Consider the following 16,917-nt stretch of genomic DNA (forward strand, 5'->3'; position numbering starts at 1 on the left):
GTATTCACTTGCCAGGAATTCAAACTACCCTTAAATCGTCACCTATAGGCGAATGAGTGAGGCACTAAAAATCGCTAGTGATTTTAAAATGACTCTGACCCCTTTTATACTCTTCAAACGGCCACTAACCGATAAACAATGAAGCTGGCACACCAAAACGCGCCGATAGTGCCTTAATGTGGTTGAGTGTTAGAGAGCGCTTCCCATTCAAGATCATTGATACCGTCGATTTTGCACCAATCTCTTCTTTCAAGTCACTTAAGGTCAATTGATGCTGATCGATGATAACTCTTAGCATGGCGATGCCGGGCTCTAGTTTTTCGATAGCTTGATTAAATTCACTAAACTGTTCCGCTTCTGCTTCATACCTTTCAATCACCGGAAACATCAAGTCGATCACTGGCTGATGAGCATCATAATCTTCGATAAGTACTTCCATCGTGGCAATCAGCTCTTGATATTGCTCTGGTGAAGAGATACCACTCACCCAAGGCATGACTTGGCTCAGTTGGTTAGCGACTTTGTCTAAAACTGCGATATCTAACATAGGGTTACCTTTTCAGCTTCTTTTCACGGTATTGCTTTGTAATGCAGTCTTACTCGGCATGGCTGACAATGTTCTTAATGAAGCATCGACTTCCTACAAATTCGATAAATGCAATAAGCCTAAGGTTGTTACCACCAATATCAATCACCCACCACTTATCAACATATTTAAAGTTGTCTAATGAGGGAAATACTTTTCGTAGCTCATCCGGGCTTTTTGCTTTACTCTCTTTTAACACCTTGTACGTTGCATCTAGTGCATCGGAATCGTTTGGATAGCGTTTTTTCGCATTTTCAAAAGGTTGCTTACTTATAACGTGCATGTACTATCCAGCCTGTTCACTATATGTGAACACTATACCTAAGCCAAGTTTAGTTCACCATATGTGAACATCAAGAAATTATTCAAATTTGAAGCAAAGTAACTAGTGGTGGTTAACAATGAGCAGCAAAGATAATTAGCGTTGCAAGCTTTTGGTTTACAAAGGGTTTATTATTTAAATCTACATTCAGATCCAAACCTAGATTAAGCGAATTATTCAAACTAAAAAGGGTGGTGATTTAGTGTTTTGAGGCTTAAGTATTCACTTGCTAGGAATTCAGACTACCCTTAAATCGTCACTTATAGGTGAATGAGTGAGGCACTAAAAGGCGCTAGTGATTTTAAAATGACTCTGACCCATTTTATAAGGCCTGCTTAGAAGCCAAAGTGGAACGCTCGCGGTTGGAGCAACGCTTACGCCAGTTGGATGAAGACATCGCTCAAAAGCAGCAAGCACGAGGCTTATTAGCGGCCCTACTGGGTGAAGGCTCACTGCGAGCTTGGCATCAACAGACCAATCAACTAGCGCCAGATGCTCATCTGGATTGGTTAAGGCAGCAAGGCTTTAATGAAAAACAGGCTTTGCATTTGAAATGGTTGTCAAAAGATATGAACGCACACGAGCAATACATGGCCGACTTTATGACGGTGTTCCAAAATTTAGAGCACTGGGGGCCCGGTACCGATGATGACTCGCTTAAGGCTTTGTTATCACTCCCCACCGAGCCGCAAAGCATCATTGATATTGGCTGTGGTAAAGGCTTTTCTACCCGGTTATTAGAGCAACATACCAACGCACAGATTGTCGCGGTAGATAACGAACAAAGCGCCCTCGATGAACTTGGCGAGCGCCTTGCTGAGCAACAATTAGGCTCGCGGGTTACCCTGAGCTGCGCCAGCATGACCGAACTGCCGTTTTCAGCTTCGAGCTTTGATTGTGTTTGGTCAGAGGGCTCGGCTTACATTATGGGGGTCGAACAAGCGTTAACACAGTGGCGACCGTTACTTACAGAGAATGGCTGTATGGTACTCAGTGACTTGGTTTGGTTAACCGACAACCCAAGCCCTGAGGCCTTGGCATTCTGGCAACAAGAATACCCCGATATGCAAAGAGTACCAAAACGCTTGGCGCAAATGCGCCAAGCAGGCTTTGAAGTAATTGACCATTTCACCCTAAGTGAACAAGCCTGGCTCAATTATTACCAACCACTTAAAGCGCGTGTTGCGCAACTCAAATCAAGCCTGCCGGACTCAGCAGCCATTGCTGATTTAGAGCGAGAGATTACGATTTATGAGCGCTACTTAAGCGAGTTTGCTTACCACATGTTTGTGCTACAGAAAGGAGCGTAATGCGACGCCTCTTATAGCAAACCCTGCACGGCTGGAAAGAACAGACACCATAATACCCATATAAATAAGCGCGCCTTTCTGCGTTGGCAGATGGCTATTACAAAGAACACTAGAAAATCGGCAAACTCTACTCGATAAAATCCTTCAAACTGCTATTTCTTAGCGCTAACAGCAGAATACGCAGCGCGCTCTTCAAACATGCAATCTTTCCATTTACTTCCAAATAGTTAAACTTTAAGCTCACAAGCTGTCACTCTAAGATGACTTGCATCATTTAACCGCTTTATTTAGATAGGAATTGTTTGTGACCAAAGATGATTTTTTAGAACTGCAAATGATCAGTACATGGCGCTTATTTTTCTATTCTGCGATTACTTTAGGGGTTTATTCGGGCTACTACATCAAAGCCTTAAGCCACAAAGTGAACCAACTAGACAATAACTTGCCCGCCATTCATAACACTCTGGTCGAGACTCTATTTGTGTTGTGCTGGCTCGGCCCATTGAGCCTAGTCAAAGAGATTTGGTTTAAGGATCAGCCTATCTTTGTTTTGGCCGATGCACTGCTTAACTGGCTAGGTTTCATTTTAGTCGTTGTTTGGGCCTTTAAAGTGCGCAACCGCATCAACCTTACCTTCGACTTTGCAAAAACAGATCACCAGTTTTGGTTCTATGGTTTCTGGTGCTTTGTGTTTAACTCGTTCTATATCAACTATCGACTCAATCACGTCTGTTTGTGGGTACGCGCAGACCAAGATACAGCTGCGCCCCCCGAAGATCGATAAACACCAGCTAAGACAGAGCAACAATACCAGCCCTTCACTGGTTCGCAATGCTTACCCCATCGTGAATCCGTGAGGCGGCCCTTGCAAATTAAGCGCTACTTTTAAACTAAACTCGATTAAACCTTGCGCTATAGCCTAGAATCATTACAGTATCTGCCCCCGAGCCTGAAGCTCACGTCCTAGGATTGTCATGAAAAAAACCTATCTGTTAAGTCACCCCAAACGTAATCTGGCACGCATTATTGAAGCCGCAAAACATGATGCTAAAAAGTACATTAAGCGAGAGAAGGGTAAAACCTTGCCAGCGGGTGATGACTTTTGGGATTTTGATTGCAAATACGGCATCAATGAAGCCGAGGCAGAGGTAATTCATGTCTCGCAAATTAATGCCTGCATGGATAAAGCAGAGCAGCAGCAACTGCCTTCGTTCTATCTAGAAATTATCGCCAGAGGCGCACAACGTCCACCAAAACCCTTGTTCAGCGAAACCGATGAGGCTGCAGAAGAAGTCGCACAAGAAACAAAAGAAGATGAAGCCGAAAGATAAAGGTGCTGCTAGCGCACTCTCCAATCAAAAGCCTTAATGGGAGCTCCATTAAGGCCTTGTTCAGAACAGAGTAGCGCGCGTTTAAGTCTCGTGGTTTAACGCGTCCCATAAGCCATTGATATACATGATGCCGAGGGCACGGTCATACAAACCATAACCAGGGCGAGCCCACTTTTCTTCTCCCCAAATATGTCGACCATGGTCCGGACGCACATAACCCTGATAGTTATGTTTGTAGAGCATTTTCACCACTTGTACAATATCAATCGAACCATCGCAGGCGCGGTGAGAACTTTCGATAAAATCACCATTGTCGAAGCGCTTCACATTACGAATATGCATGAAGTGGATCCGCTCGTGGAAAGTATCGATTAGATCAGGAATATCATTGTTCACCGATCCTAAAGAACCAGAACACAGGGTTAAGCCGTTATAAGGATTGTCCACCAAGCCTAGAAAACGTTGGATGTTTTCTTTATTAATAATAATTCGCGGTAAACCAAAGATCGGGAAGGCCGGGTCGTCGGGATGGATCGCCATCTTGATACCACATTCTTCCGCCACCGGAATAATTTGCTCAAGGAAGTACTGCAAGTTTTTCCAGAGATCTTCCGCCGTAAAATCTTTATATAGCTTAAAGGTTTCTTTTAAATTGGCTAAGCGTTCTGGCTCCCAGCCCGGCATGGTCACGTCGGTATTTTTAGAAATCGTTTCAATCAGCTCGATGGGGTCAATTTCGCTAATCTTACTTTTCTCAAAGAATAAGGCATTCGAGCCATCAGGTAAGCTTTTATAAAGCTCGGTACGAGTCCAGTCAAACACCGGCATAAAGTTGTAACACACCACCTTCACACCAAATCGGCCCAGCGCTCGCAGGGTTTGTTTGTAGTTTTCGATGTATTGGTCACGGCTCTCTAGCCCCAACTTAATATCTTCATGCACATTGACACTTTCAACCACATCGATATTAAAGCCAGATTTTTTGATCTGCTGTTCAACTTCAGCAATCCGCTGCTCGTCCCACAACACCCCCGCAGGCATGTCGTGTAAAGACCAAACGATGCCTTCCACACCAGGGATTTGCTTAATTTGGTCAAGGGTGATTTGATCGTTGCCCTCACCGTACCATCTAAATGTCATTTTCATTGCGAATATTCCTGACAGGTTTAATTCACTCGCGTAGATCAAACCTTAATCGTTATTTAGCTCATCAATTCAACAAGCTAACATTTAAAATCGTAGACTGACTGCTTAGCGCCTTTTTCAAGGAGCAACTCTAATGCATGCAGTAAGTTCGCCTTAAAGGCGGCTTGTTTGGCCAATTTAGGTGGAAAAATTGCACTTAACTGCAAAAACGCCTCGACCACTTCTTCGACCGATTCATTGGTCAGCCAAATGTCGGCAAACTGTTCTGCCATGGGGTCACGAACATCAATCACGGCACCACGTTCATCCACCCCTCGGGTATACTTCATCCAAGCGGCCAAAGCCAAATACAAACCCGGACTCTCAATATTGTGCTGTAAGCCATAGGCAATCGTTTGTAAGAAACGTGGCGGGATCTTTTGCGAACCATCCATGGCAATTTGCCAAGTACGGTGTTTTAAGGCGCTATTTTTATAACGGGCGATCAGTGAGTCTTTGTAATGCCCAAGATTGATCCCCTCAACGTTCAGCGATGGGCTGATTTCAATATCCATTAAGTAACGAATGAAGCGTTCATAAGCCTCATCTTGAATGGTTTGGTTAATGGTTTGATAACCCGCCAAATAACCAAGATAAGCCATGGCCGAATGGGTGCCATTCAGTAAGCGCAGCTTCATCTTCTCGAAGGGCGTCACGTCATCGGTAATAATAACATTGTCGATTGAGGTTTTTTCCCAAGCGGGTCTTTCATTACAGAACTTGTCTTCAATCACCCACTGTAAGAAGGGTTCGGTAACCAGCGATTGCTGGTCTTCAAGGCCGAGAGCCTGATTAACACGCTGCTGATCTGCGGTGCTGGTTTGCGGCACGATACGGTCAACCATGGTTGACGGGAAACTCACCTCGGCGGCAATCCAATCATGGAGTTTTGGGTCCAGCTGCTTGGCAAAATCTAATATGATATTTTGCAACACCACACCGTTGTGCGGCAAGTTATCGCAAGATAAGGGAGTAAAAGGCGCAATTTTATCTTCACGGCGTTTTTTGAGTGCTGCCACTAAAAAGCCAATCGCGGTATGCGGTTCACCTAGATGCGCCAAATCATGCTGGATCTGTGGATGCTCTAGATTCAAACGCCCTGTCGCAGGATGATGACAATAGCCTTTTTCGGTAATCGTTAAACTCACCACCTTCACCGAAGGCTGAGTCATATAACCAAGGATCGCATCCACTTGGTTACTAAAAAGTACTTGTTCTACCGCACCAATAATCGCCAGCGAAAGTGTCTCGTCTTGGCCGACCGCTACGGTATAAAGATTATCTTGGTTAGCGAAGCTGGCTTCAGGGCCGGTTTGTTCGATTGACTGACCTGCCGCTCCCCAATTACACACCCCAACAATTTTCCAATCGCCACCATGCTCTTTGAGCAAAGTATCCGTGATTAAAGCTTGGTGGGCTCGATGAAATGCGCCAAAACCAAGATGAACCATGCCCACCCCAGCATTCATGCTCTGTTCCGTAGGTTTACTTGCTGCGTTCGCGCTCGGCATAGAGCTTTTATTTAGTTTCATTAAAACCTCAATAGTAGCAGCGTTAAAGGCAAAGCTTTGCTGGCTTAGGTCCGTATATAAACAAATAAAGCAATACCCAAGCGCAGTGTTGAGTATTGCTTCGAAGTAATTTAGCTAAAAAAGCCTAAATCATTATTTGGTGTTTTGAATATCATTCAACATACCAACAAGCTCTGGGTTTTCAGTTTTAAATTTCTCATAAACTGATTGAACCGCTTTTTGGAATGCAGGAGTATCACTCTCAACAAAGGTAATCCCTTGTGATTCTAAGTCAGTGCGAGCTTTAGCAACGTAATCGCTCCAGTTTTTCTCTTGCACTGCAACTGTGGCTTGCGCATCTTTACGTACTGCTTCTTGCTCTGCTTTTGACAAGCTATCCCATACGCTGGTAGAAATAACCAATACGTCAGGCACCATGGTGTGACGGTCGTAAGAGTAAACTTTTTTCACTTCAAAGTGACGTGAAGAGTAGTAAGACGGAATGTTGTTTTCCGCACCATCAACCACACCTTGTTGTAAAGCAGAGTACAACTCACCATAAGGAAGTGGCACCGGCGTCGCACCTAGCGCTTTGATGATATCAATCGCTAATGGTGAGTTTTGCACACGAATCTTCATGCCTTTCAAGTCTGCAGGAGTCACAATCGCTTTATCTGTGTAGAAGCTACGAGCACCAGCATCTAAGAACGCTAAACCAACAAAACCTTGGTCACGAGAAGAAGCTAAAATACCTTGGCCAATTGGTCCATTTAACACTTTGTTGTAATGGTCAAGATCACGATATAAATAAGGCAATGACAAAATTTTGTAAGCCTTTGAGAAAGACTCTAGTGGCGCAGCACTTACTTTGGTAAATGCAATGGTGCCATTTTGAACCATTTGCAATAACGCTGTTTCATTCCCTAAGGTTCCATTTGGATAAACCTTCACTCGCAAGTCACTATCTTTGGTCACACTTTTCGCGAACCAATCCAAAGATTGGTGAACAGGGTGCTCAGTTGGTAATGCGTGAGCCAATTTCAAAGTTTTTGCATATACAGCCGAGCTACAAGACATCCCTGCAATCACACCAGCCAGTAAGAGTTTTTTAAATTTCATAATTTCACGTCCTTAATCAATTTATTATTAGGATTTATATCCTGCCAAGTGAGGCAGCCACATGGTTAGTGAAGGAAATACCACTATCAATCCGAGTGTTATTACCATAATTAAGAAAAGGGGCAGTAACTTAGGCACCACTTCTCCCAGTTTATTTCCAGATACACTACAGCCTACAAATAGAGCTGTACCCACTGGAGGTGTACAAATACCGATACATAGATTGAATACCAAGATAATACCGAAGTGAATTGGATCCACGCCTAATAGCACCGCTATCGGTAAGAATATCGGGGTAAAAATCAATACCGCTGGTGACATATCCATGAACGTGCCCACAACCAATAAAATCAAGTTCATGAGCAACATAATCACAATTGGATTGGTCGAGTAATTCAACACAAACTCAGCAATCGCAGTTGGAATGTCTGCATTCGCCATTCCCCATGACATGGCCGAAGAAGTTGCAATCATCAGTAATACAATCGAAGTGGTTAACACGCTATCAATTAAGATTGAAGGTAAGTCTTTGACTTTTAATTCACGATAAGCAAAACCGAGGATCAAGCTGTAAACCACCGCGATGGCTGAAGCTTCGGTCGCGGTGAAAGCACCACCCAAGATACCGCCCATAATAATCACGACTAAGAATAAGCTCGGCAATGCATCGAGAATAACTTTAGAAGTTTTTTCGGTTTGAACAATTTTTTCTTGAGGAATACCATTTCGTTTACCCAAGATGAAGATACCAAGGATGATACCTAAGCCCATGAGTAAACCTGGGACATATCCGGCAATAAATAGGTATTGAACAGAAGTACTGCTCACAAGTGCATACAGAATAAGAATGTTTGACGGCGGAATTAACAAGCCAGTCGGGCATGACGCCACGTTCACAGCTGTCGAAAATGCCCGCGGATACTTATGCTCTTTCTGCATTGGCCCCATGATGCCACCAACAGCCGCGGCAGCTGCCGCTGCAGAGCCAGACAAAGAACCAAACATCATGTTGGCAATCACATTCACATGGGATAAAGAGCCTGGTAAGCGACCACCAAGTAACATCGCAAAGTTAATTAAGCGTACCGCTAAACCTCCCCGGTTCATTAAATTACCGGCCACAATAAAGAACGGTAAGGCTAATAAACCAAAGCTATTTAAACCATTTGCTAACTGCTGCGAGACGAGTATCGAGGCTTTATCGATAGGGAAATCGAGAAAAATCGTCAATAATGCAGCACTACCAATCGCGAAGGCAATTGGCATACCGATGATAAGAAAGATAGCCAAGGTGCCAAACAAGACAATAATAGGCAATAGGTCAAAAAGATAATCAGGCATAACGCTGATATATTCTTGAGTGAAAATAAGATCAATTAAAGTCATTACTTATCACCTTTCTTGCCAGAGGCGATATTCGCGATAGAAGCAAATATATCTAACAAACCGTAATAGTTAATAAGAACACCGGACAAAGGCAATACCACGTATACGTAGCCGATAAGTAGATGATTTCCACCAATAGCAAGTCCAGGCGATATTTGATGATGCTGTAAGGTTGTTGCCACAACCATGCTGCCACCATAGATAAGCGCAATCGATGAAAAGGTTATCACCAATATATTAATAAAAATGCTCAGTAAATTTCTATTTCTAAAATTCAACTTCGGCATCACTAATTCTAAAGCGAGGTGCCGTTTTACTGAATAGGTATACGCCCCACCTAAAATACCTATCCAAATAAGTAGGTATCTAGATAGCTCATCGGTAAAGACTGAAGGATCGTTGATAATAAAACGGGTAAAGACTTGCCAAACCACCGTTAAAATCATCGCCCCCATAAATATAATCAGAACCGTAGCCAACACGCGATTGACGATCTGATTCAAGGTAGAAATAATCATTGTTAATTCCATGTATCCTACTTACCATTTTGAAGAAATAGCCAAGACTCCTTCAAAAACTCAACACCAAAGCCGCAAAGCTAACATAAACCGCTGGGAGGATATGAGCTTAAGCTCACACCAAATGTTAAATTTGAACTACAGTTTCAAAATTTGTGACCCAGCGAGTCATAATTGGTATCACTACATATAGGAGAACACCACTCACAAGCTTGACGTGTCACTCCAATACCCGCTCATGTTATACCAATTATCCTAAATAGAAGAGTGTCTATGTCTCATTTTGGAAAGTGGTATGATCAATTTTGCGATGAAATACACGAAATGGGAGAGAAATGGATGCAGGACTTAGTAAAACTTAGTTGAGTTTTGTTATTTTGCAAGCAAGACAGAGTCCCGCATGCCAAGAGGACGACTCGCCACCAATAAAACCACATACTTCCTTGTATGTAGACTCACTTAAACAATAGAAGAGCAACCCGGTAGATTGATTAAAGACGGGGAATAACAACAAACATATAGCCGAGATACAGCTCACAAGCTATCTGGACGCCAATATAGCAGCGGCTTTGTTAGGCTAAACCAATATTGAGCGGTTGAAACTCAACCACCGGATTATCAGTGAATAAGTAACGGTCATCACCGTCAAATATGGTGGCGTTAAATAACATTTGCTTGGTGTTCTCAAGATGCTGCCACATCGCTAACTTAGCCGCTTGCGGGTCTTTACGGATCAGCGCATCTAGAATTTGTTCATGATCACAACACCAGCTATTAAGACAACTTTCATCAATGTGCTCATGTAATTTGAGCCAATAAGGATTCTGCTCTCGATGCTCCCACAATTGCTCTACCATAATCAGCAATACTGAGTTTTGCGTCGCTTTGGCAATCTGAATATGAAATAGCTTATCCCACTTAGAATCACGGAGACGATCTTCTTTTAGAGCTTTGGCCTGAATTTTTTTCAGCTCAATAATATCTTGTTTGGTCACCTGAGAGGCAGCAAACTCAGCGATATTGCTCTCTAATAGCTGCCTTGCCTGCAGCAGTTCAAAAGGGCCGGAGAACAATAAGGTTTCACTTGCTTTATCGGCACTCTGGTTATTGCTTGGCATGTCCGTGGCAATCACGTGAATGCCCGAGCCCTTACGCACTTCAACAAAACCTTCAATTTCCAGCATAATGATCGCCTCACGCACCACCGTACGGCTCACTTCCATGGTTTCGCCGATCACGCGCTCCGAAGGCAAACGCTCACCAACCTTATATTTACCACTCACTAACTGCGCTTTTAAATCTGCGGCAATCTTCTGATAAAGACGTTTTATTTCAAATTCAGACATCAATTTACCCAAAATGTGCACAATGACCGATACAGCCACATTGACAAGGCTATCGTACCAAAACAGCCTGATCGCGACAATGCCTGCAGCGGTTCAAAAAAACTAAAAACCACGCTTCAGCCCATTTATTCTAAATCACCTTAAACCGACTCAAGACAGGGGGCTGAGCTTAGCCTGAGCCATCTGGCTCCAGAAAAGGGCACAAATCGAAAATCTAAAGCGAAACCCCAAATACAATCGGTCTAACCAATTAATTTTAGCTCAGTCCCCCTTAACAGAGTAAAAAAAACGCTCAAAATACTCAAAAACAACTGATGAAAAACAATGGGTGACAAACAAGTAACTGTTTTTACTTCAAAAAAGTTAACTTATAACTTTCATGAATAATACTATTTAAGTCAATAAGGTCTAGTGTAATTTTGCCGCAAACACGATTAGTGGGATCTAACTCTCAAGATCAAACTTTCTTGATGGGATAAATTTGTTATACCAGTTGAATAGGGTGTATTTTAAGAGAGTTAAAATAACCAAATTTGAGAGAACCTGTATGTCGACATTTTTAAGCGAAGATTTCTTACTGACCACAGACGTAGCTAAAGAGCTTTACCACAATGTGGCAGCACAGCAACCAATCATTGATTACCACTGTCATTTGCCCCCGACACAAATCTCTCAAGATTACCGCTTTAATAACCTCACCGACATTTGGTTACGTGGCGACCATTACAAATGGCGAGCCATGCGAACCAACGGCATTGACGAGCGCTTCATTACTGGAGACGCCAGTGACCAAGAAAAGTTTCAGGCTTGGGCGAGAACGGTGCCTCAAACCATTGGTAATCCGTTGTTTCATTGGACTCATCTAGAATTACGTCGACCTTTTGGAATTACCCAACGGATCCTCAACGCCGAAAGTGCCGAGGGCATCTGGAATGATTGTAATGCGATGCTAGCCACTCCCGAATTTTCGGCAAGAAGCATTATGCAAAAAATGAACGTTCGTATGGTGGGCACCACCGACGATCCTATTGATGATTTAGCCGCCCACAAAGCAGTTGCCGACGACAAATCCTTTCATGTAAAAATGCTCCCCAGCTGGCGCCCAGACAAAGCCTTTAATATTAATGCCGAAGATTACCTAAGTTATATCGCCACCTTAGGCGAATTAACCAATATCGAAATCTCTCGCTTTCATCAGTTATGTGACGCGCTGTTTATTCGTCTTGACCATTTTGCCGCTCACGGTTGTAGTATCGCAGACCATGCTTTAGACACGGTTGAATATGAAGAAGCAAGTGAACAAGAGCTTGATCAAATCTTAGCCAACCGCCTGAATAACAAAACCGTCTCGGCAACACAAGCTGCGCAACTCAAAACCGCAGTGCTGGTTTACCTCGGTAAAGAATACGCGCGTCGCGGCTGGGTTCAGCAATACCACATCGGAGCCCTGCGCAATAACAATCAACGCATGTTACAACTGCTTGGTCCCGATACAGGTTTTGATTCCATCAACGATGGCTTAGTGGCAGCACCATTATCAAAGTTAATGAATGCTCTCGCGCTTGAAGATGCCTTACCTAAAACCATCTTATATTGCCTCAACCCACGCGATAACGAAGTTCTGGCTACCATGTGCGGTAACTTCCAGGGCGATGGTATTGAAGGCAAGATCCAATTTGGTTCTGGGTGGTGGTTTAATGACCAAAAAGACGGCATGTTACGCCAAATGGAACAGCTCTCTCAGTTGGGCCTACTCAGTCGCTTTGTAGGCATGCTAACCGACAGCCGTAGCTTTGTTTCTTATACTCGTCATGAATATTTCCGCCGCTTAGTCTGTCGCCTATTAGGCCAATGGGTTGCCGACGGCGAAGCCCCACACGACATGGCACTACTCTCAAAAATGGTTGAAGACATCAGCTTCAACAATGCTAATAAATACTTCAACTTGAATCTGGAGAAATAATGAACACCCTTAATCGCGCTCAATTTGAAGCTAAACAATACACCACCCGAGTTCTTCAGTTTGGAGAAGGTAATTTCTTGCGGGCCTTTGTTGATTGGCAATTAGATATTTTAAATCATCAAACCGATCTCGATGCTGGCGTTGCCATTGTCCGCCCCATCGATACCGATTTCCCACCGCTACTGAACCAACAAGACGGCCTTTATACCACAGTGATCCGCGGTTTGAATGAAGACAATCAAGCGGTAGAAGAAACCCGAATTATTAGTTCGGTGAATCAAGAATTATCGGTTTACCAAAACTACGATGAATATTTGGCACTCGCCAAAGATCCCAATATTCAGTTTATCTTTTCGAATACCACTGAAGCCGGGATTGCCTATAACCAACAAGATAAATTTACCGATACACCGGCAAGCACCTTCCCGGCGAAGCTCACCTGCTGGTTACACGCTCGTTACCTCGCGTTTTCTGGTGCAAGCGACAAGGGCTTGTTCATCATTCCTTGTGAGTTAATTGACTACAATGGCGATAAGCTAAAAGAAATAATTAATCAATACATTGAGTTATGGGATCTCGGTAGCGAATTCAGCAGCTGGGTGAATGAAGCAAATACTTTTTGCTCCACCTTGGTTGATCGCATTGTGACGGGTCATCCACGTGACGAACTAGCTAGCTTGGAACAAAAATTGGGTTATCACGACCAATTTATGGTCACCGCGGAGTACTTCCATCTGTTTGTTATCCAAGGACCACAAGCGCTAGCCGAAGCTTTAAAACTAGAAGGGCAAGCTCTCAACATTAAAATTGTGGATGACATCAAACCCTATAAAGAGCGTAAGGTTGCGATTCTGAATGGGGCCCACACCGCCATGGTGCCAGTTGCCTACATGAGTGGCATCGATACGGTTGGCGAAGCAATGCAAGATCAACAATTAAGCAAGTTTGTTGAATCGCTACTCTCAGAAGAAGTGATCCCAGCCTTATCACTGGAAAAAGATGAACTGCAAGCCTTTGCTGATGCGGTTATCAATCGCTTTAAAAATCCTTACATTCAACATCAGCTCACGTCCATCGCACTCAATAGCATGACCAAGTGGCAAACTCGCCTGCTGCCACAATTGCTGACCAACGCCGAGCGTAACGGTAAAGCGCCCAAGTTAATGAGTTTCGCTTTTGCTGCTCAGCTATTGTTCTATCGCGGGCTTCGTGACGGTCAAAGCATTCCACTCAATGACGACCAACATTGGTTAGATTTGTTTAGTGAGCAATGGCAAGCCGTTGACTCGGGGCAAAGTACACCAGCCGAACTGGTCAGCAAAGTATTAGCGAAAGAAAAAAGTTGGGGCCAAGATCTCAATCAAGTGCCTCAATTCGCGCAACAGGTGACCGCCTATTTAACAGCGATGCTAACTGCTGGAACATCAGCAGCACTCAGTAAAGAGTTGGATGGATAAAATGAAGACTTGGATCCAAATACACCCACGAGATAACGTGATTATTGCCTTGGAGCCAATGCTTAAAGGCACCGAGATCAGCATTGCTGACCAGCATGTTTATCTGCAGCAAGACATCGACAAAGGCCATAAAGTTGCCATTGCAGAAATTGCGCCCAATGGGTTATTGGTAAAGTACGGTGAACCTTTTGGTCATGCGACAGAGGCGATCAATTGCGGAGAGTGGATACATAGCCATAACGCTAAAACGAACTTAAATGATAAAAGTAGTTACCAATATACACCAAGCGCAGCAGTTGAATTACTGAGCAAAACCGACCGTGAAGTACAGCTCTATCGTCGCAGCAACGGTGAAGTAGCTGTGCGCAACGAAATTTGGATTATTCCAACGGTGGGTTGTGTGAATGGCATCGCTCAGCAAATTGCCAAGCGATTTCTGGCTAAAAATGACACCTCGATGATCGATGGGGTACATGTGTTTACCCATCAATTTGGTTGCTCACAACTTGGCGATGACCATCAAACCACCAAGAAATTGTTACAAAGCATGGCCACTCACCCCAATGCGGGTGGTACCTTGGTGATTGGTCTTGGTTGTGAAAACAATCAAATCGTCCCCTTTAGGCAAGGCTTAGCAGCACACGATCCAGAACGCATCGAGTTTATGGTGGCGCAGCACAGCGACGATGAAGTGGAGCAAGGGCTGGTTCATCTGCAACGGCTGTTTGATAAAATGCAGCAGGACCGACGCGAGCCCGGCAAGCTTTCTGAAGTTCGCTTCGGCTTGGAATGTGGCGGCAGTGATGGCTTATCGGGAATTACCGCCAACCCAATGCTGGGTTTATTCTCCGACACCATGGTGGCGCATGGTGGCACCACGGTGCTGACCGAAGTTCCTGAAATGTTTGGCGCAGAAACGATTTTGATGAATCGCGCTAAAGACCAAGTGGTCTTCGATAAAATCGTTGACATGGTGAACAATTTTAAAGAGTACTACCTCAGCCACGACTTACCCGTGTACGAAAACCCATCTCCAGGTAATAAAGCTGGTGGGATCACCACCCTAGAAGATAAATCTTTGGGTTGTACTCAAAAAGCTGGCTCTAGCCAGGTGATTGACGTGATTGATTACACTGAAAAACTCAGTAAACCGGGGCTTAACCTCTTAAATGCGCCGGGTAATGACGCCATTGCCACCAGCGCCTTAGGTGCGTCGGGTTGTCATATGGTGCTCTTTACCACCGGACGAGGCACGCCTTACGGAGGCTTTGTGCCAACGGTGAAGATTGCCACTAACAGTGACTTAGCAAGCCGCAAACCGCACTGGATAGACTTTAATGCTGGGGCTCTAATCACCGACAACTTGTTAATGCCAGAGCTACTCGACCGATTCTTAGATCTCTTAGCCAAATTGGTGAGCGGCGAGCTCACCAAAAATGAGTACAATGATATTCGTGAGTTAGCCATCTGGAAAAACGGCGTCACTCTGTAACTGCCGCACTAAAAAGTAAACAGCACTATCACCGCTCTCGGTGATAGTGCTGACTCTCCCTCTTCAAGAGATAAGGCCCGCTAAGCGACGCCTCGACCAACATTTAAACAAAACATCACCCCGCAACCCTCATCCGCAAACGCGCTGCTATGCTTGGTAATCACTAAGGTACTCCAGATATTTATCTGAAAAATCAATTTCCAATTCTACCCAGAGCGGTAAATGGTCACTCATTTGGAAGGTTCGCCATTCCTGATAGTAGTCAAATAAAGACTCATCAGAGACCAGTACCGCTTGAAGGCTCGCTAACTTATCTTCGGCTTTTTTTAACTTTTTATTGGTGCTTGCGCAATCAACTTGCTGCTTAGCGAGCTGCAGTTTTGTCTGTATATGCTGCTTCAATAGCGGCTTATACAGGTTAAAATCACTTAAGCGAAATACACTATCGAAGAATTGGAATACCCGATCTTGACGCTCGGCTTGTTTCAATTGCAACTCGTCACGGCGCGAGATAAATGAAATTTGATCGTAAAATTTAGTCTGATCACGATTGCTGCCTTTGCGATTTTTTACGATAGTAAAACCATTCTGCTGCAAAGCATTAAATCCAGCGCTCCCATGCGCCTTGATGTTAAAGTCGCCCACCAGCACTTGGTTCAGGTCACTCACTTTCGCCTGTTTCGCCAAATACTTAGCTACCGCCGCGATCTCTTTAACCCGTCGCTCGTAGCTAGGTGAACGAGGAGAGTTACTCCCATAGAAAATGTGTACCGTTGAAAATAAAAACTTAAACCAACCCGATTGAAACTGCGCACCAAAGGGAGTTCGAGAAAATTGCCGTTTTTTATTTGAAGCATCACTAATAAGCATTTTATCGGGAAGGACTAATTCACCGGCAACCCCTTTAAAAAACACCTTGTTCTTGTCATAGATAAAGCCTAAACGCTCCTTATTACCACCGAGGCTACTATGGGTTACGTCGGTTAAAATATAACGATATTGCCGACCTAATATATCCATTAAAGCATCTAATGGTGCCAGATCCTGACACACCTCCTGCACTGCAATCACATCGAAGCGCGAGATGATTTCCGCCAGATAATACAAGGATTCTTGCAAGCGAGGCCCATAGTTAAAACGGTCATCATCAAAATTACGAATATTCCAAGAGCCAAGGATCAACGATTCTGCAGTCTTCTTTTCAGGAAACGCCTGCGCCTTAAACTGCTGCCGTAAACCTTGAATACCGGCCACGATTCGTTTTCGTTCTGGTTCGGGTAACTGTTTCAACGGTTTATAGTATGGCATGGCTGTCCCTCCGATTACGCAGCGACAAACACGAGCTGCTGTCTCCTCAGAGAATAGTCCAGCGCGGTTCATTATTCATTGAC

Annotated in this window: 15 protein-coding genes; 6 read left to right on the forward strand and 9 right to left on the reverse strand. The window is 44.1% G+C overall.

Going from position 1 to position 16,917, the window contains the following annotated elements:
• Positions 1 to 124 precede the first annotated feature (124 nt).
• Both ACRRSX_RS22450 and ACRRSX_RS22455 read right to left on the reverse strand, forming a co-directional pair.
• A complete protein-coding gene (locus ACRRSX_RS22450; RefSeq protein ID WP_432455371.1) occupies positions 125 to 547 on the reverse strand; it encodes a helix-turn-helix domain-containing protein in 423 nt (140 codons plus the stop codon).
• Between the two features lie 49 nt (positions 548 to 596).
• The gene (locus tag ACRRSX_RS22455; protein WP_432455370.1) at positions 597 to 869 is read right to left on the reverse strand and encodes a type II toxin-antitoxin system HigB family toxin; all 273 of its coding nucleotides are present in this window, start codon (positions 867 to 869) and stop codon (positions 597 to 599) included.
• Positions 870 to 1,255: 386 nt separating this feature from the next.
• Here ACRRSX_RS22455 and ACRRSX_RS22460 point away from each other — a divergent pair, with 386 nt between their 5' ends.
• From ACRRSX_RS22460 to ACRRSX_RS22470, 3 genes are all read left to right on the forward strand, one after another.
• Complete coding sequence (locus tag ACRRSX_RS22460) at positions 1,256 to 2,218, forward strand: MerR family transcriptional regulator (RefSeq protein WP_432455368.1); 963 nt, start codon at positions 1,256 to 1,258, stop codon at positions 2,216 to 2,218.
• A 304-nt stretch (positions 2,219 to 2,522) separates the two neighbouring features.
• On the forward strand, positions 2,523 to 3,002 hold the full coding sequence (locus ACRRSX_RS22465) for a DUF4234 domain-containing protein (protein WP_432455367.1): 480 nt from the start codon (positions 2,523 to 2,525) through the stop codon (positions 3,000 to 3,002).
• A 190-nt stretch (positions 3,003 to 3,192) separates the two neighbouring features.
• Complete coding sequence (locus ACRRSX_RS22470; RefSeq protein ID WP_432455365.1) at positions 3,193 to 3,549, forward strand: DUF6172 family protein; 357 nt, start codon at positions 3,193 to 3,195, stop codon at positions 3,547 to 3,549.
• An 81-nt stretch (positions 3,550 to 3,630) separates the two neighbouring features.
• Here ACRRSX_RS22470 and uxuA read toward each other — a convergent pair whose 3' ends face one another.
• The 6 genes from uxuA to exuR form a co-directional block, all read right to left on the reverse strand.
• Positions 3,631 to 4,695 (reverse strand): mannonate dehydratase, encoded by a 1,065-nt coding sequence (gene uxuA / locus ACRRSX_RS22475; protein WP_432455364.1) that lies wholly within the window; start codon positions 4,693 to 4,695, stop codon positions 3,631 to 3,633.
• 77 nt (positions 4,696 to 4,772) lie between these two features.
• The gene (locus ACRRSX_RS22480; protein WP_432455362.1) at positions 4,773 to 6,266 is read right to left on the reverse strand and encodes a mannitol dehydrogenase family protein; all 1,494 of its coding nucleotides are present in this window, start codon (positions 6,264 to 6,266) and stop codon (positions 4,773 to 4,775) included.
• Between the two features lie 132 nt (positions 6,267 to 6,398).
• Entirely contained in the window at positions 6,399 to 7,364 is a 966-nt protein-coding gene (locus tag ACRRSX_RS22485; protein ID WP_432455360.1) for a TRAP transporter substrate-binding protein, read from the reverse strand.
• A 27-nt stretch (positions 7,365 to 7,391) separates the two neighbouring features.
• The gene (locus tag ACRRSX_RS22490; protein ID WP_432456122.1) at positions 7,392 to 8,705 is read right to left on the reverse strand and encodes a TRAP transporter large permease; all 1,314 of its coding nucleotides are present in this window, start codon (positions 8,703 to 8,705) and stop codon (positions 7,392 to 7,394) included.
• A 44-nt stretch (positions 8,706 to 8,749) separates the two neighbouring features.
• Positions 8,750 to 9,280, reverse strand: coding sequence for a TRAP transporter small permease (locus tag ACRRSX_RS22495; RefSeq protein ID WP_432455358.1), 531 nt, complete (start codon positions 9,278 to 9,280; stop codon positions 8,750 to 8,752).
• A 560-nt stretch (positions 9,281 to 9,840) separates the two neighbouring features.
• Entirely contained in the window at positions 9,841 to 10,614 is a 774-nt protein-coding gene (gene exuR, locus ACRRSX_RS22500) for a transcriptional regulator ExuR (protein ID WP_432455357.1), read from the reverse strand.
• Between the two features lie 547 nt (positions 10,615 to 11,161).
• Here exuR and uxaC point away from each other — a divergent pair.
• From uxaC to ACRRSX_RS22515, 3 genes are read left to right on the forward strand one after another with little or no spacing between them, the layout of a single operon-like run.
• Entirely contained in the window at positions 11,162 to 12,577 is a 1,416-nt protein-coding gene (gene uxaC / locus ACRRSX_RS22505; protein ID WP_432455355.1) for a glucuronate isomerase, read from the forward strand.
• Positions 12,577 to 14,034: a tagaturonate reductase gene (locus ACRRSX_RS22510; RefSeq protein ID WP_432455354.1), complete on the forward strand. Its 1,458-nt coding sequence runs from the start codon at positions 12,577 to 12,579 to the stop codon at positions 14,032 to 14,034. Before uxaC ends, ACRRSX_RS22510 begins: the two co-directional genes overlap by 1 nt.
• Positions 14,027 to 15,526 carry a UxaA family hydrolase gene (locus ACRRSX_RS22515; RefSeq protein ID WP_432455353.1) on the forward strand — a complete coding sequence of 500 codons (1,500 nt, stop codon included), beginning with the start codon at positions 14,027 to 14,029 and terminating at the stop codon, positions 15,524 to 15,526. The genes ACRRSX_RS22510 and ACRRSX_RS22515 overlap by 8 nt, the downstream gene beginning before the upstream one ends.
• Before the next feature lie 147 nt (positions 15,527 to 15,673).
• Here the strand turns inward: ACRRSX_RS22515 and ACRRSX_RS22520 are convergent, their stop codons facing one another.
• Complete coding sequence (locus ACRRSX_RS22520; RefSeq protein WP_432455352.1) at positions 15,674 to 16,834, reverse strand: endonuclease/exonuclease/phosphatase family protein; 1,161 nt, start codon at positions 16,832 to 16,834, stop codon at positions 15,674 to 15,676.
• Positions 16,835 to 16,917: the final 83 nt, after the last annotated feature.

The sequence above is a fragment of the Agarivorans sp. QJM3NY_30 genome, from assembly GCF_050870855.2.
GTDB lineage: Bacteria > Pseudomonadota > Gammaproteobacteria > Enterobacterales > Celerinatantimonadaceae > Agarivorans.

Excerpts from the sequence above, each read along its gene's own strand:
- uxaC (WP_432455355.1), top strand. The coding sequence starts at position 11,162 with ATGTCGACATTTTTAAGCGAAGATTTCTTACTGACCACAGACGTAGCT.
- ACRRSX_RS22480 (WP_432455362.1), bottom strand. The coding sequence starts at position 6,266 with ATGAAACTAAATAAAAGCTCTATGCCGAGCGCGAACGCAGCAAGTAAA.
- ACRRSX_RS22495 (WP_432455358.1), bottom strand. The coding sequence starts at position 9,280 with ATGGAATTAACAATGATTATTTCTACCTTGAATCAGATCGTCAATCGC.
- ACRRSX_RS22470 (WP_432455365.1), top strand. The coding sequence starts at position 3,193 with ATGAAAAAAACCTATCTGTTAAGTCACCCCAAACGTAATCTGGCACGC.
- uxuA (WP_432455364.1), bottom strand. The coding sequence starts at position 4,695 with ATGAAAATGACATTTAGATGGTACGGTGAGGGCAACGATCAAATCACC.
- ACRRSX_RS22490 (WP_432456122.1), bottom strand. The coding sequence starts at position 8,705 with ATGCCTGATTATCTTTTTGACCTATTGCCTATTATTGTCTTGTTTGGC.
- ACRRSX_RS22485 (WP_432455360.1), bottom strand. The coding sequence starts at position 7,364 with ATGAAATTTAAAAAACTCTTACTGGCTGGTGTGATTGCAGGGATGTCT.
- ACRRSX_RS22520 (WP_432455352.1), bottom strand. The coding sequence starts at position 16,834 with ATGCCATACTATAAACCGTTGAAACAGTTACCCGAACCAGAACGAAAA.
- ACRRSX_RS22450 (WP_432455371.1), bottom strand. The coding sequence starts at position 547 with ATGTTAGATATCGCAGTTTTAGACAAAGTCGCTAACCAACTGAGCCAA.
- exuR (WP_432455357.1), bottom strand. The coding sequence starts at position 10,614 with ATGTCTGAATTTGAAATAAAACGTCTTTATCAGAAGATTGCCGCAGAT.
- ACRRSX_RS22455 (WP_432455370.1), bottom strand. The coding sequence starts at position 869 with ATGCACGTTATAAGTAAGCAACCTTTTGAAAATGCGAAAAAACGCTAT.
- ACRRSX_RS22515 (WP_432455353.1), top strand. The coding sequence starts at position 14,027 with ATGGATAAAATGAAGACTTGGATCCAAATACACCCACGAGATAACGTG.
- ACRRSX_RS22510 (WP_432455354.1), top strand. The coding sequence starts at position 12,577 with ATGAACACCCTTAATCGCGCTCAATTTGAAGCTAAACAATACACCACC.